This window comes from Actinomadura sp. 3N508, assembly GCF_044326375.1.
GTDB lineage: Bacteria > Actinomycetota > Actinomycetes > Streptosporangiales > Streptosporangiaceae > Spirillospora.
The window spans coordinates 259138-274022 of the sequence record NZ_JBIRAX010000009.1 but is presented as its reverse complement, the minus strand read 5'-3'; the positions used below and the strand labels follow the sequence as shown (position 1 = coordinate 274022).

Annotated in this window: 13 protein-coding genes; 7 read left to right on the top strand and 6 right to left on the bottom strand. The window is 71.7% G+C overall.

Annotated features, from left to right (window positions below):
* Positions 1–31 precede the first annotated feature (31 nt).
* A complete protein-coding gene (locus tag ACH34S_RS29665; protein ID WP_395956118.1) occupies positions 32–526 on the top strand; it encodes a hypothetical protein in 495 nt (164 codons plus the stop codon).
* Positions 527–529: 3 nt separating this feature from the next.
* On the opposite strand, the gene ACH34S_RS29660 is transcribed toward ACH34S_RS29665, so the two are convergent.
* The 3 genes from ACH34S_RS29660 to ACH34S_RS29650 are packed head-to-tail and all read right to left on the bottom strand — an operon-like array spanning position 530 to position 1701.
* Positions 530–1045: a DUF892 family protein gene (locus ACH34S_RS29660; protein ID WP_395956117.1), complete on the bottom strand. Its 516-nt coding sequence runs from the start codon at positions 1043–1045 to the stop codon at positions 530–532.
* A gap of 13 nt (positions 1046–1058) precedes the next feature.
* Positions 1059–1193 carry a hypothetical protein gene (locus ACH34S_RS29655; protein ID WP_395956116.1) on the bottom strand — a complete coding sequence of 45 codons (135 nt, stop codon included), beginning with the start codon at positions 1191–1193 and terminating at the stop codon, positions 1059–1061.
* Between the two features lie 49 nt (positions 1194–1242).
* Positions 1243–1701 (bottom strand): DUF6084 family protein, encoded by a 459-nt coding sequence (locus tag ACH34S_RS29650; protein WP_395956114.1) that lies wholly within the window; start codon positions 1699–1701, stop codon positions 1243–1245.
* 213 nt (positions 1702–1914) lie between these two features.
* Here ACH34S_RS29650 and ACH34S_RS29645 point away from each other — a divergent pair, with 213 nt between their 5' ends.
* Positions 1915–2988, top strand: a complete 1074-nt coding sequence (locus ACH34S_RS29645) for an aldo/keto reductase (RefSeq protein WP_395956113.1) — start codon at positions 1915–1917, stop codon at positions 2986–2988.
* Positions 2989–3018: 30 nt separating this feature from the next.
* Here the strand turns inward: ACH34S_RS29645 and ACH34S_RS29640 are convergent, their stop codons facing one another.
* Both ACH34S_RS29640 and ACH34S_RS29635 read right to left on the bottom strand, forming a co-directional pair.
* On the bottom strand, positions 3019–3600 hold the full coding sequence (locus ACH34S_RS29640; RefSeq protein WP_395956112.1) for a TIGR03086 family metal-binding protein: 582 nt from the start codon (positions 3598–3600) through the stop codon (positions 3019–3021).
* A gap of 159 nt (positions 3601–3759) precedes the next feature.
* The gene (locus ACH34S_RS29635) at positions 3760–6918 is read right to left on the bottom strand and encodes an AfsR/SARP family transcriptional regulator (protein ID WP_395956111.1); all 3159 of its coding nucleotides are present in this window, start codon (positions 6916–6918) and stop codon (positions 3760–3762) included.
* Positions 6919–7521: 603 nt separating this feature from the next.
* Between ACH34S_RS29635 and ACH34S_RS29630 the strand changes: the two genes are divergently transcribed.
* Positions 7522–8760, top strand: a complete 1239-nt coding sequence (locus ACH34S_RS29630; protein WP_395956110.1) for a hypothetical protein — start codon at positions 7522–7524, stop codon at positions 8758–8760.
* Positions 8757–9236: a hypothetical protein gene (locus ACH34S_RS29625; protein WP_395956109.1), complete on the top strand. Its 480-nt coding sequence runs from the start codon at positions 8757–8759 to the stop codon at positions 9234–9236. The genes ACH34S_RS29630 and ACH34S_RS29625 overlap by 4 nt, the downstream gene beginning before the upstream one ends.
* Here the strand turns inward: ACH34S_RS29625 and ACH34S_RS29620 are convergent.
* On the bottom strand, positions 9202–11295 hold the full coding sequence (locus ACH34S_RS29620) for an ATP-binding protein (RefSeq protein ID WP_395956108.1): 2094 nt from the start codon (positions 11293–11295) through the stop codon (positions 9202–9204). The genes ACH34S_RS29625 and ACH34S_RS29620 overlap by 35 nt on opposite strands.
* A 293-nt stretch (positions 11296–11588) precedes the next feature.
* Here ACH34S_RS29620 and ACH34S_RS29615 point away from each other — a divergent pair, with 293 nt between their 5' ends.
* The 3 genes from ACH34S_RS29615 to ACH34S_RS29605 all read left to right on the top strand — a co-directional run bounded on the left by ACH34S_RS29615 (position 11589) and on the right by ACH34S_RS29605 (position 14844).
* Positions 11589–11951, top strand: coding sequence for a hypothetical protein (locus ACH34S_RS29615; protein WP_395956107.1), 363 nt, complete (start codon positions 11589–11591; stop codon positions 11949–11951).
* Positions 11952–12043: 92 nt separating this feature from the next.
* Positions 12044–13423, top strand: a complete 1380-nt coding sequence (locus ACH34S_RS29610) for a sensor histidine kinase (protein WP_395956106.1) — start codon at positions 12044–12046, stop codon at positions 13421–13423.
* 140 nt (positions 13424–13563) lie between these two features.
* On the top strand, positions 13564–14844 hold the full coding sequence (locus ACH34S_RS29605; RefSeq protein ID WP_395956105.1) for an ABC transporter substrate-binding protein: 1281 nt from the start codon (positions 13564–13566) through the stop codon (positions 14842–14844).
* Positions 14845–14885 lie beyond the last annotated feature (41 nt).

The window sequence follows — 14885 nt, the reverse complement described above, 5'->3', positions numbered from 1 at the left end:
GGTTTCGTGGGATTACAAGGGTGAGGAGCATGTGATCGTCCGTCCGGAGGACGGGGAGCCCGCGGAAACGTGGAAGGTGACGTGCCGGCAGTGCCGGAAGAAGCTGGAGTTCACCGTGCACAGCGTCGCGGGCGCGCGGCGCAGGCAGGTGCGCTGGCGGGCTATCGCCTGGACGGGCCTCGCTGTGCTTGTTGCGAGTGTCGTCGGGTGCTTTGTGATCGGTGGTGCCGCGCTGGCCTTGCTGATTCCGCTCGCGGTCGTCGGGGCCGCGACCGGGTACTACGTCGGCGGGATCGCGTCGGACGAGATGGGCATCACGGGAAACGGTGCCGGGATGCCGATCGTCGCCAAGCACTCGGTGAACCTGGTCGAGTCTCGTCCCGCGGAGTTCGAGGAGCTCGTCTGCGAGAAGTGCGGGCATGAGGAGGAGTTCCGCTGGGGCAGCCACCTGCGCAAGGGGTTCGTGGAGCGGCAGTACCAGGAAGCCAAGGCGCGGCTGGACGCCCACACCTGCCGAGCCGGGTGACCGTCAGAAGGCGGGCGGGGGCGGGATGTCCTTGACGCCGTGCTGTCTCAGTGACATCTCCACGGCCAGGTCCCAGCGGGCGGACAGCTCCTCCGACATCGCGTACGCGTCGTCGCACATCGCCGCGGCGGCCGCCGCCGTCTCGCGGTCGCCGGCGCGTTCGGCGACGCGCCGCAGCATCTCCCCCGCGGCGATCTGCAGGTGGGCGGCGACGTAGGCGTCGCGCATGTGCTTGCCGGCGGGGTCGCGGCGGCTGCGGCCGAGCCCGCCCTCGACCACCGCCGCGAACAGCATCCCGGCGTCCCGCACGATGGACGGCGCCGAACCGTGGGCGTGCAGCCGGTCCTCGATGGCCCGCGTGTGGGCGCGGGACCGCTCGGCGTAGTGGCCGAGCGGCCTGCACATCTCCGGCTCGTTCGCCGCCGTGGTCAGCATCTCGCTCAGCGCGGCCTGCACATGCTGCTGCAGCGCGTGCGCGTCCTTGAGGTAGCCGACCAGCTGCCGGTCGATCGTCGTCATGCGTGAAGCCTCGTCACCTGGACTTCTTCGCGCTGCGACGGCGGCTCGGCGCCGGCAGTTCCTTGACGATGACGGCGATCGCGGCGAGCGCGAACAGCGCGATCATCAGGCGGGTCACACCCCGGCCGATGCGGTTTCCTTTTCTCATTTTCACTCCCTCCCCTGTCGATTCCCCGGACGGTTCCGTCCGGGGACGTTCATGCGGTCTGCCTGCGGAGGGCGGGGACGGTCATGAGGGTCCGCCACGTCTCGACCGGCAGCAGCGCGGTCGTCTCGTGGCGCCAGGGGGCCTGGCCGGTGCGGGGCGTGCCGTTCTCGCCGGGGTAGAAGACCGTTCCGTCGAAGGCCAGGTCCAGGGGGACGCCGCCGTTGTTCAGGGAGGGGAGGTGGTCTTCGACGGCGGCGCGCATGCCGTTCCGGCAGGGCAGTGTGAGGGTCAGCTCCGTCCCGCCGCGGAAGGTCGGGACGGTGGCGCCGACGCGTGCCCACGACAGGCGGGCGGGTGCGACGGTCACGGTCGTGGTGAGCAGCACGCACTGGACGGGTCCGCCGTCCGTCCGGCGGAGCCCGACGCGCAGGCTCAGGACCGGTGTCGCCGCGGTGATCCCGCCCTCGACGCCGAGTACCTCCAGGCCGAGTTCGGGCGGTCCGTCCATGATCATCACGTGGGGTGGACTGCCCGGCGGGCGGGGCGCGAAACCCCGGCCGCGGGCCGTGGTGGTGGGGATTGGGGAGATTTTCCGGTGCCATGCCGGACGCCTGCCGGAAACATCGCAGAAGTGTTGCTTGACCTTGAGTGCGCTCCAGCTCGTAGCTTCGAGCGCGATCGGCCGTTCGAGGGGCGATCGCCATATAGGGAGTGATCTGTCATGCAGTACCGCAAGCTCGGCCGGACCGGCGTCGAGGTCAGCACCCAGACCCTTGGCGCGATGATGTTCGGTGAGGTCGGCAACCCCGACTACGACGAGGTCGAGCGCATCGTCCACCGCGCGCTGGACGCCGGGATCAACTTCATCGACACCGCCGACATGTATTCGGCCGGGGAGAGCGAGCGGCTCGTCGGCCGCGCCATCAAGGGGCGCCGGGACGAGGTCGTCCTCGCGACCAAGTTCTTCTTCCCGCTGGACGAGGACCGCACCAGGCGCGGCGGGTCGCGGCGATGGATCGTCCAGGCGGTCGAGGACAGCCTGCGCCGCCTCGACACCGACCACATCGACCTGTACCAGATGCACCGCCGCGACTGGGACACCGATCTGGAGGAGACGCTTGAGGCGCTGACCGATCTCGTCCGCCAGGGGAAGGTGCTCTACATCGGCTCGTCGAGTTACCCGGCCGATCAGATCGTCGAGGCCCAGTGGGTCGCGGAGCGGCGCGGCACGGCGCGGTTCGTCACCGAGCAGCCGCAGTACTCGATCTTCGCGCGGGCGAACGAGGAGTTCATGCTGCCCGCGGCGCTGCGGCACGGCATGGGCGTCATCCCGTGGAGCCCGCTGGCGGGCGGCTGGCTGACCGGCAAGTACCGGCGCGGCGAGCAGGCCCCGGCCGGTTCGCGGTTCTCCGGGGGCTCGCACCCGGCGTGGGAGCGGCGCGCGGTGGACGTGGACCCGAGCGCCGCCGTCCGCTACGACGCCGTCGAACGCCTCACGAAGATCGCCGAGAGCGCCGGGCTGTCGCTGACGCACCTGGCGCTGGGGTTCGTCACCGAGCATCCCGCCGTCACCTCGACGATCATCGGGCCGAAGACGCCGGAGCAGCTGGACGACCTGCTCGCCGGTGCCGACGTCCGGCTCGACGCGGCCGTCCTGGACGCGATCGACGAGGTCGTCCCGCCGGGGACCGACATCGCCGGTATCGACCACGGGTCAGGGAACCCGGCGCTGAAGCCGGAGAACCGGCGCCGGCAGGACAAGGAGCGGATCGACGCCGCGTCCCAGGCGGCCTGAGCAGGGCCGCCCCCTCCCCTGAGCCCGGTCTCAGGGGAGGGGGCGGCGGCCGAGGAAGGCGACCAGGCGGTCACCGGCGGCGGCGTCCGGGGCGGGCTCGACGGGGTCGGCGAACAGCGGGTGGCGCGGCGCCTCGGGGATCACCAGCGGGCAGATCCTCAGCAGTTCTTCTGCAAGTTCCGCCGGGATGGGCGAGCCCTGGCCCGACGCCTGCGCGATGTCCCAGCCGTGGACGGCCACCTCGATCGCCCCGGCGGCGGCCATCAGGTGGCCGTCCAGGTGGCGGTCGCCGACCTCGACCGGGCCCGGCGAGAGCGACGCGCGCAGCAGCCGGACGGCGCGCACCCGCACCGCCGACACCAGATCCTCGTCCGGTGCGGGCGGCTCCGGCAGCATGGCGACGCGCCCGAGGCTGATGCCGTCGTGCAGCGCGCCGAGCGAGTCGCGGAGATGCAGCAGCAGCTTCTCCAGATTCCACGACGCGCACGGTGTGGGCCGGGACATCATGCCCGGCGTGACCACCTGGACGGACGTCAGCGCGAAGCCGATCGCGCGCTCCATCAGCCCGCCGTCCAGGAAAACGGGCCGCTGCGCATCCGCCTTCTCGTGCATCCGCGCTCCTATCGTGGTGATGGCCCTTGTTCTGTGGACCAGCCACCCGGCGGAAAGTCATCGGACGGAACGGATCACGCGCGATCACCCGCACGGGAAGAGCGAAACGCCACAATCGGCGTGGAAATCCCCCGTTCGCGGGGGCCGGGTCCGGGCGGTTCAGGACGCGACGCCGTCCACCATCTGCAACCGGATCGCGATCGACCGGGCCTCCGGAACGTCGAGCATCTCGAACAGGTCGAGGGCCTGCCGCCAATGAATCCGGGCGGCGTCGGCGCCCCGGAGTTGCAGGACCGCGCCGGCGATCCCCTCGTGCGCCTTTCCCTCCCCGTACGGGTCGCTGATGTCGCGGGCGAGGGTGAGCGCCTCCTTGTAATGGTCGAGCGCCGTGGAGTAGCGGCCGGAGGCGCGGTGCGCGTCCCCGGCGCCCAGCAAGGCCCGCACGCGCTGATGCGGGTCGCCGACCTCGCGTGCCAGCCGTTCCGCGTCCTGATGGTGGACGAGCGCCTCCGTCGGACGGTCCATCAGCAGATACGTCACGCCGAGACTGTTCAGCGTGTCGGCGATGTTCCGCCGTTCCCCCGTCGCGCGGAACACGGCGATCGCCTCGCGATGGCAGCGCAGCGCCTCCTGGTATTCGCCCTTGTACAGGTGGACGTTCCCGATGTTGCTCTTGAGAATGGCGTTGTTGCGGCCTTCGTCGATCCGGCCGAACACGCGGGCCGCCTCCAGGTAATGCCGGACGGCGTCGCGGTGGTAGCCGCGCTGCCGCTGCACTTCGCCGAGATTGTTCAGCGCCGCCGCCTCACCGCGCTCGTCCCCGGTGCGCCGGTACCCGTCGAGCGAAGTCCGCATGTGGACCATGGCCTCCTCGTAGCGGCCGAGATACCACAGCGCCATTCCCGCATGGTCGATCGCCTCCGCCTCACCGTGCCGGTTACCGAGCCCCCGGTGGATTCCGCGGGATTCCTGGCAGTGCGCGAGTGCCTCACGGAAACGGCCGGTCGCGAGCAGGTAGATGCCCATCCGGTCGAGGACCTCGGCGGTGGCGGGCCGGTCGTCCGCGGCCCGGTTCAGCGCGAGCGCCTGTTCGGCGGCTTCGAGTGCCTCGGTGAAACGTCCCGTGCGCGCGTTGGTGACGCTCAATTCGTACAGCGTCTGCGCGGTGAACGCCGCGTCGCCGAGTTCGCGCGCCGCGCGGAGGGCCTCTTCCTGGGCTTCGCCGGCGGAGTCATGGTGTCCGTGCACCTCCAGGTAGCGGGAGAAGAGATGCACCAGCAGTACGCCGTCCTGCTTCCTTTCGCGTGCGATGGCGTGGTGCGCCAGGGCAAGGCCGTTACGCCATTCCTCCTTCATCCACGCCTGGGCCTCGTCAGTGCTCGGCGGCGCGGTCTCGTCCGCCGCCGTCCCGTCCGGAATGGGAAGCCTGCGCCGGTGCGGATGCAGGACGCGATCCGCGCGAAGGGCACTCGCGAGGAAATGGTTCAGCAGGCGCCCGAGGGCACGCCTCCGGTCCCCGTTGGAGTCCTCGGCGAACGCGCGGGACCGGGCGAAGGCGCGGACGAGGTCGTGCATGGACAGCCGGCCAGGCCGGTGCTCGTCCACCAGGTGGTGATCCAGCAGGGTCTCGATGGCGTCGTCCACGACCTCGGCCGGGCATCCGCTCAGGATGGCGGCCGCCCGCGATCCGGTCTCCGCGCACGGGCTCAGGCCGAGCCGCCGGAAGACCGTCCGCTGGCCGCCGGTGAGGGCGCGGTAGGAGAGCTCGAACGCCGCCTCGGCCGGGTTCTCGTCCTCTTCGGGGAGCGCCGCGCCGTCGAGGTGGTCGTCCTGCGGGCTCGTCACGGCGCGTCCGGTGGCCACGCGCAGCGCCACCGGCAGCCGCCCGGACCGGCGGACGATGTCGTCGACCGTTCCGGCGGTGAGACGGTCGCCGGCGATGCCGCGGACGAGGGCGCGTGCCTCGTCCATGCCGAGAACGTCGAGTGGCAGGTAGCTCGCGCCGGGGAGCCCGGCCAGCCGCCGCCTGCTCGTGATGAGGAACCGGGCCGGTCTGGCGCCGGTGATCGCGCTGATCTGTGCCACGCCGGTGGCGTCGTCCAGGACGACGATCGCGCGCCGCCCGCCCAGTTCCCGCCGCCACAGCGCGACCCGGCCTTCGAGATCGGCCGGGATCCGCTTGGCCGGGACGCCGAGCTGCGGCAGCAGTTCGGCGAGCGCGGCGTGCGGCGACATCGGCGGCCGGTCCGGGTCGTGCCCGCGCAGGTGCAGGTAGAGCTGGGCGTCCGGATACCGGTGCGCGAGCATCCGCGCCGCGCGCATGGCGAGCGCGCTCTTCCCGACCCCGGCGAGGCCGGTGATGACCGAGATCCGCGCGGGGGCCTCCCCGGCGTCGGTGGGCGGACGGGTGAGGACGTCGAGTTCCGCGTCCCGTCCGGTGAAGTCCGCGATGTCGGGCGGCAGCAGGCCGTCCGGGAACAGCGCGGTGGGCTGCGGGGCGGCGCCGGGACCGGACGGTGCGGCCGCGGAGGGCGGGGCGGCGCGGCGGTAGCGCGGGGTCGCCGCCAGATCGAGGTCGCGCCGGAGGATCCGCTCGTGAAGGTCGCTCAACCGGTCCCCCGGTTCGGTGCCCATCTCGTCGGCGAGCAGCCGGTGCACGCGCCGGTAGACGGCGAGCGCGTCCGCGTGGCGGTCGCACCGGTACAGCGCGGTCATGAGCAGCGCCGCGACGCGCTCGTCGAACGGATTCGCGGCGGTGAGCCGGGCCAGATCTCCGACGACGGCGTCGTGCAGGCCCAGCCGCAGCTCCGCCTCCATCCGCTCCAGCTTCGCGACGTGGAGCTCCTCGCGCAGGCTCGTGCGCAGGTCGCGCGCCCAGTCGCCGGGCAGCCCGGCGAGCGGCTCGTCACCGCGCCAGAGCGCCTCCGCCTCGATGAGCAGCGCGCGGGCGTGCTCGTCGTCCCCGCTGTCGGCGATGGCGCGCGCCTGGCGGCGCAGCCGCCGGAACCGGTGGAGATCGACCGCCTCGGGATCGAGGGTGAGGACGTAGCCGCCCGGGCCATGCCCCAGCAGCACGTTGCCCGCGCCCGCGTCCTTGAGCCGGCGGCGCAGCCGGGACAGGTAGCTCGTCAGCGTCGCCCTCGCCTGCGCCGGTGGGTCCTGCCCCCAGATCCTGGCGGCGAGGGTGTCCGCGGAGACGGTGTGACCGCACTCGACGGACAGGACCGCGAGCACGCAGCTCTCCTTCGGCGAGCCGGCGTCCAGCCGGCGGCCGTGCACGCTCAACTCGACCGGACCGAGGAGCGCGACCTCCTCCATCATTCCCTCCGTCTGACCCCGATACGGAAGGTCTCACACCAATTAACTAGTTACCAGCCCGCTGGCCAGCAAAAGGGAGCTACTGGTATAAATCCACATTGTTCACCGGGAACAAATGTTCGACTTATACGCTCTCGCGGCCATCGTCCGAAACCCTTAAACTCAGCCCTTGGTGACCGTTTCGCCGGAGACGCCCGGACCGATGCGCCCCAAACGGACTTCTCACACAAGGCCCCAATAGCCCCCGGAAGCAACCCAAGCCACTCCAGAAACGGCTAGGATGGGGCAAGCTCGACCCCCAGGGAACTTCGGGCGCTGACCAGTTACGACTTTCGTGCACGTGCAGCCGCATTTGCGAATGTCTCGGCAATAGATTAAGGAGCACTCCGTGCTGCCGATTTTCATTTGGTGACAAATGAACCGGGATGGATCTCATGAGAGTTTCATCCCGGTTCTTTGTCGCGGTCACCAATCCCGCTCCCACCTGGGGTGCAATCGCGGCATCCCGTTCCCTGCAAGGAGCCCGTCAAGCACCGGCACGCACCTTGGCTTCGAGGCGGTCATCCAGGTCGCCGCGTCAATCGGGGCAAGGGGGACATGCAGATGTCAGTCGACGGGTGGTCCGTTGGACCGTTCGGGCTGGACAACGGGAAGGGTGCGACGCTTTCGGGGCTCCGGACGGTCTTGATGGTCGTCCACCATCTGACGTCGGCGACCAGGCTCGCCGACGTCGCGCCGCTGGTCGAGCGGGACCGGCGGCTCCAAACCGTCTACACGGTGGCGCCGTCGTCGGCGCTCACGGCGGGGACGGCCCGCCATCTCGCCGCGTCCGGCGCGGTCGTCATCCCGTTCGAGCAGGCGGCCCAGACACGGTTCGACCTGGCGGTCGCGGCGGGCGACGGGGCGCTGGAGCGGATCCACGCGCCGGTGCTCATGCTCCAGCACGGCGTGGGCCCGGCGAAGCTGGGGCGCCGGTGGGAGGGCGCCGGTCCGGCGGCGGCGCCGCCGATCGCGGGGCTGCGCCGGGAGGGGATCGTCGCGGGCGGGCGGGTCATCCCGTCCGTGCTCGCCTTCGCGCACCGCGAGCACCTGGCGGCGCTGGAGCGGATCTGCCCCGAGGCGCTGCCCGTGGCGCGGATCACCGGCGACCCCGCCTACGACCGTCTCGTGGCCAGCCTCCCGTTCCGCGACCGGCACCGCGACGCGTTCGGGGTCGCGGACGGGCGGCGGCTCGTCGTCGTCTCTTCCACCTGGGGGTCGCGGGCGCTGCTCGGCCGGCACCGCGATCTGGTGCGGCAGCTCGCGCTCGATCTGCCGTCCGAGCGGTACCGCATCGTGATGGCCGTCCATCCGGTCGTTTGGGGCTGGCACGGGTTCCGGCAGCTCAGGGCCTGGTTCGACGACTGCCTGCGGCTCGGTGTCGGGCTGCTGCCCTTCCATGAGGGCTGGCGCGCGGCGCTGGCGGCGGCCGACCTGGTGATCGGCGACCACGGGTCGGTCACCACCTACGGCGCGGCGGCGGGGGTTCCCGTGCTGCTCGGCGCGTTCCCGGCCGACGAGGTGGTGCCGGGGTCGCTGAGCGACCTGCTGGGACGGTGCGCGCCGCACCTGGCTCCGCACCGCCCGCTCCTCCCGCAGGTCGAGGACGCCATCGCGAGCCCGTGCTCCCGGGTTCCGCTGTGCGGGCGGCTGACCTCGGAGCCGGGGCGGGCGGCCGTCCTGCTGCGGCGCGAGATGTACGGGCTGATGGGCATCGAGGAACCGGCGGAGCCGCCGGTGGCCGAGCCGGTTCCGCTACCGGAGCTGATCACGTCCCAGCGGGAGCGGAGCGGGCTCTCATGAGCGCGCTTCCCGGGCATGCGAGCCTCGTGCGGGCGCGCCTCACACCATCGCCCGTCTTGGACGGCGGCGACGCTCGCGTCACGGCGAAAGGGCCGCACGACCAGCTGTGCCTGACGCTGACCCGCTCCTCCGTCACGGACGAACCGCCCGCGTCGGGGCCACTGCTGGACGAGCACCTGGCGGTCTGCCTCCACGACGGCGAAGACGCCGGCTGGGGGTCGGTCGCGGACGTGCTGCTGCATGGCAACGGCCGCCCTCCCAAGGGGTTCTCCGGGCTGGTCATCTGCGCGATGGAACCGGCGGGGCTCTGCACCATCACGGTCCGGGACGCGCCGGACGCGGTCTTCACAAGGGAAGCCGCGGAGGCCGTCTGGTTCGCGTCGTTCGTGCACGCGTGGCTCGTGTCCGGACGCTGCGCGGATGCGCTCGCGTCCATGCGGATCACGGTCCGCCGAGTTCCGCCAGCCGTTCCCTGATCGCCCGCGCCTGGTAGGAGCCGAGCTCCTCGAAGACCGCGGCCGCCTGCTCCAGGTGGCCGCGTTCGGCGGCCGGGTCGCCCTGCCGGGCGGCGAGACGCGCCTGCGCGGCGTGGATGTTCGCCAGGGAATGCCGGGCGCCGACGCGGGCCGCGGCCTCCGCCGCTTCGGCGAGGGCCTCGCCCGCCTCGGCGTCCAGGCCGTCCGCGAGCAGCGCCTCGGCGAGGGCGCTGAGCGTCCGGGCCCGGTTGTAGTCGTCGCCGCGCCCGGTGAAGAAGCCCAGCGCCTCGCGCAGGCGCCCGGCTCCCGCCTCGGACCGGCCGTCGCGGACGAGCGCCTCGCCGAGCCGGCGGGTCATCATCGCCGTGCTCCGGGCGGCGTCCCCGGGCACGCCGCGGCTGACCGCGAGCGCCCGGGTGAACGTCTCCGTCGCGGTGGCGACATCGCCCTGCGCCATCTGCGCGACGCCGAGGCATTCCAGCGCCGTGACCTCGCCCTCGCGGTGCCCCGCGTCGCGTTCCAGGACGAGCGCCTCCCGGCCGAGCCGCGCCGCCGCGGGGAAGTCGCCGAGGTTGAGCTGCGCGACCGCGAGCGCCTCCAGCATCCGGGCCTGGGCGACGGGATCGCCGAGCGCGACGGCCGACGCGTGGCCCTTCTCATGGGTCTCGATCCAGATCGCATAATGCTTGCGGAATGTCAGGACGCCCCACAGAGCCTCGCACATCTCCCAGGTATCGCGGTGCAGTCCCCGCTCGTGCGCATCGGCGATCAGGTCGCGGAGGAGGGGCAGTTCGGCTTCGATCCAGCCGATCGCCTCCGGCGTCCCGGAAAAGGGGACGGCAGGTGGCTCCTGGTATTTGCGGCCCAGATGCCAGCGGTCCGGGATGATGGCGCGGTCGGCCGCCACCGCCATTCCCAGATAATGGTCCATGAGCCGGTGGAACGCCTGCTCCTTTTCCGCCTCGTGCGCGGCCTGATCCGCGACGGATCTGGCGTGCAGGTGCGCGAGATCGTGGAAGCGGAATCGGCCGTCCGAGGCGGCGTCGACCAGGTTGACGTCGACCAGCGCGTCGAGATCGCGGGCGGTGTCGTCGGGGTCTCCCCCGGCGGCGGCCGTCGCCGCCGGGAGCCCGAACCACCCGTTCGGATGGACGCTCATCAGCCGGTACAGCCGCGCCGCGGACGGCGGCAGATCCCGGTAGGTGACGTCGAAGACGGCCTGCACGGACAGATCCTCCTCACCGAGGACGGCCAGCCGCCGCCGCTCGTCGGCCAGTTCCCCGACCAGCCGCTCGATGCGCCAGTGCCCGCGCGTCGCGAGCCGGGCCGCGGACGTGCACAGCGCCAGCGGGAGCCGCCCGCACAGGGCGGTCAGGGACCGGACGGCCTGCGGTTCGGCCGCCGTCCGGCCGGTGCCGAGCATCCGGTCGAGCAGCTCGACGGCCCCGGTCTCGTCCAGCGGGTCCAGCGGCAGGAAGGACGCGCCGTCGACCGCCAGCCCCGACAGCCGCCGCCGGGACGTCACCGCCACCACCGAGGGCCCGCGCCCCGGCAGCAGCGGCCGGACCTGGGCCGCGGACGCGGCATTGTCCAGCAGAATGATCAACCTGCGTTCCGCCGTGAGCGTGCGGAACAGCGCGGCCTGCTCGTCGAGGTCGGCGGGCACCGCCTCCGGCGCCACCCCGAGGGCCCGCAGGAACCGTCCGAGTGACTCGCTCGGCGTCGCGGGCGCCCCGGCGGAGAAGCCGCGGAGGTCGGCGAAAAGCTGCCCGTCGACGAATTCCGCGACGACGCGATGCAGCCATGCCAGCGCCAGCGACGTCTTCCCGACGCCGCCGACACCGCTGATGACGATGACGGCCGCCTGCTCGCGCGCGGCATCGCCCAGCCGCCGGAGCATTTCCAGTTCCCGAGCGCGGTCGGTGAAGTAAGGGCGCGAGGCCGGCAACTGCGCGGGCACGGCCGGATACCCGGTGTTCGCGTGCAGATGTATCCCGCCGTGGACGGTGCCCGCCTGAACCACCGAACCGGACACGTCGGCACCGACTTCATTACGCAATGACGGATTTTCGACCCGCCATTCCTCTGCATCGCGTTCAGGCAAGGAACCAGCTCCACCGGGGGGTGAGGACGCTCGGAATCCGGGTCAACATAACCTGGCCGCCCCCGCTCGGCAAGGGAAACGGTTGATCATGTCACAAATCGCGAACGTGAATGCGATCGGACCCTGACATCGGGGATATAGCTGGAACGTTTCGAATCTGCCTGGACCCCCTGCGACACTTCCGACCCTTTCGGCCCAATGCGAACAGGGCGGGGACGGAAACGGCCGGATCGTGATGAACTGAACGAATGACAGATGAGATGACCGTGGCGATCGTCACCGCCATGGCGGGCAAGGCCGCGGAAGTGGCGGGCGAACCGGTGCGCGCGGCCGTCGCCGAGATCTCCCGCCGCGTCCGCGAGCGGTTCCGCGGCCGCCCGTCCGACGAGGCGGCGCTCGCCCGCGCAGACGAGGAGCCCGAGGTCCTCCAGGGTGCCGTCCTGCGCCTCTTCGACGAGGACCCCGACTTCCGCGCCGCCGCGGAGAACCTCTGGAACCAGGCGCAGACGATGGCGTCCGTGTCCGGCGACGGGGTCGTCAACATCTTCAACGGGCAGGCGCAGCGGGTCATCCAGGCGCGCGACATCAAGGGCGACCTGAACCTCGGATAGCCCAGACCCCGGCCGAGGCCAATGCCGGAGGGTGCCCCCGGCCACGCGATCACTACACTGTGTGACTGGTCGGACACGTCGAGGCGGGGAGCATGGACGGGGAGGACGGGTGGGCCAGGAGCCTGTGGCGCCGTCCGCATATGCGGTCCTCGGTGCGGGGCCGCGCGACGCTGCTGACCGTCGCCGTCTCGGCGGTGATCTTGCTGGCCGCCCTTCCCCTCGCGGGCTGGGTGATGCGGGACTGGTTCCGGAACCAGAGCGAGAACGAGACCGAACGGACCGTCGAGCACAGAATCCTTGAGCTCAAGCAAGGAGCGCGCGACAACCCGCTTCCCGTCGGCGAGGACGAGGCGGAACTGATCCAGGTGCTGGCGCTGGACGGGCGGGTCCTCGCGGCGAGCCCCGAGATGCGGAGGCGTCCGGGGCTGGTGGTACCCGGCGGGAGAGTGCTGGTCAACCGCAAGGAATGTCCGCGCTACCAGTACCGGTGCGTCTGGGCCTACGGCGTCCGGCTTTCGGACTCGGTGTACCAGGGCGACGTGATGGTCATCGCGGCCTCACCGCTGCCGCTGTTCATGAGCCTGCCGGTGCTGGTGCCGCTCATGCTGCTGTTCCTGCTGGCCGTGCTGGCGCTGATCGCCGGGTGGACCTGGCGGACCGTCGGGCTGGCGCTGGACCCGGTGGAGCGCATCCGGGCGGAGATGTCGGAGATCGGGGCGGGCGACCTGGGCAGGCGGGTGCCCGTCCCGCGCGGGGGCGGGATCCTGGTGCGGCTCGCCGAGACCGTCAACGACACGCTCGCGCGGCTGGAGGAGTCGTCCGGCCGGGAACGCAGGTTCATCTCCGACGCCTCGCACGATCTGCGCAACCCGATCTCCGGACTGCAGATGCGGCTGGAGGTCGCGCTGGGCGAGCCCGAGGACCACGAGCTGCGGCCGATGGTCCAGGCGGCCCTGGTCGACGTCGGGCGGCTCACCGACATCGTCGAGGACCTGCTGGAGCTGTCCCGGCTGGATTCGCGCGCGCCGCTGCCGGTGGAGCGGATCGATCTCGCCCGGCTGGTGCGGCGGGAGGTCGAGCGCCGCAGCTCCGGGACGACGATCACGACCCGGCTGGAACCCGGGGTGTTCGTGCGGGCCGCCCCGGTGCGGCTCGCGCGCGTCCTGAACAACCTGCTGAGCAACGCCGAACGGCACGCGGAAAGCCGCGTCGAGGTGGCCGTGACGCGCGAGCGCGGCCTGGCGAGGCTGGAGGTGCTCGATGACGGCGCGGGCATCGCGGAGGACGCGCGGGAACGGGTCTTCGAGCGGTTCGCGCGGCTCGCGGAATCCCGCGAACGGGATCCCCAGGGGACCGGCCTCGGCCTGCCCATCGCCCGCGAGATCGCCGAGATGTACGGCGGATCGCTCACGATCCAGGACAGCCGGAAAGGCGCCCGTTTCGTGATGTCCCTGCCACTCGCCCCGGAATGACGGCCGGCCGGGGGACGCGTTTTCAACCGCGCGTCAACCGGGAACCATAGAGCGGGAAAGTTTGATCACTGCCGCACCGTCCGCGTCCGCAGGGAAGTGATCAAGTGAGGCGAGCACTCGGGCTCCGTTCCGTGATCAGCATGGTGACCGTTCTGGCCGTTCTGGCCGCGCTGACCGGCTGCGGTGGCGGCGCCGGTGGCGGCGATGGATCGGGCCGGGTGACGCTCACCTTCTGGACGTGGGTCCCTGGCATCGAGAAATCGATCGACCTGTGGAATTCCCAGAACCCGGACGTCCAGGTCGAGTTGGAGAGCATCACGTCGGGAGTGGACGGCGGCTACGCGAAGATGTTCTCCGCCGTCAAAGCGGGCGCGGCGCCTGACGTGGCGCAGGTCGAATACTGGGAGATCCCCGCGTTCCTGCTCGAACAAGGGCTGGTCGAGCTGGGGCAGTACGGTGCCCGGCAGCATGCGGGCGAGTTCGTGCCGTGGCAATGGCGGCAGGGCGTGTTCGGCGACGGCGTGTACGCGATCCCGCAGGCGTCCGGGCCGATGGCGCTCTACTATCGCGCCGACCTGTTCCGGAAATGGGGCATCGAACCGCCCGCCACCTGGGACGCCTACGAGCGGGCCGCGCGGCGGATCCGCGATGCCGACCCGTCCGCCCGCATCGGAACGTTCCCTCCGGCCAACTCGCAGTGGTTCGTCGCGCTGGCCTGGCAGGCCGGGGCGCGCTGGTTCGGCGCCGACGGGCGGTGGTCGGTGGGCATCGACGACGGCCCGACCCGCCGGGTCGCGGCGTATTGGGACAGGCTGCGCCGGGACGGGCTGATCTTCACGATGCCCGACGTCCACACCGAGTGGTACAAGGCCGTCCGCGACGGGAAGATCGTCGCGTGGGCGGGCCCGCAGTGGGGTGACGCGCTGCTCAAGGGCAACGCGCCGAACACCGCCGGGAAGTGGCGGGTGGCGCCGATGCCGCAGTGGGAGCCCGCCCGGCCGGCGTCCGCGAACTGGGGCGGGTCCTCGACCGCGGTGCTGCGCGGCACGCGGCATCCGCGCGAGGCGCTCCGCTTCGCCCTGTGGCTGAACACCGACCGGCGCAGCGTCGACCACCTCATCGAGGGCGGGTACGGCTGGCCCGCCGCCGCGGGCATCGCGCGCGGCTCCGCGCTGGACCGCGCCGACCCGTTCTTCGGCGGCCAGCGCTACAACGACGTGTTCGCCGAGGCCGACCGGCACGTCGACACCGGATGGCGGTGGACCCCGACCACCGCGGCGATGCTCGACTCGCTCAACATCGGCTTCACCGATGCCGCGGGCGGGCGGGGCAGCTTCGTCGAGGCCGTCCGGGCGGCGCAGCGGAGCACGGTGCGCGACATGCGCCGCAAGGGCCTCACCGTCGACGAGCAACGCAGATGACCGAAGAACGCAGATGACCGAGCAACGCCGATGACCGAGCA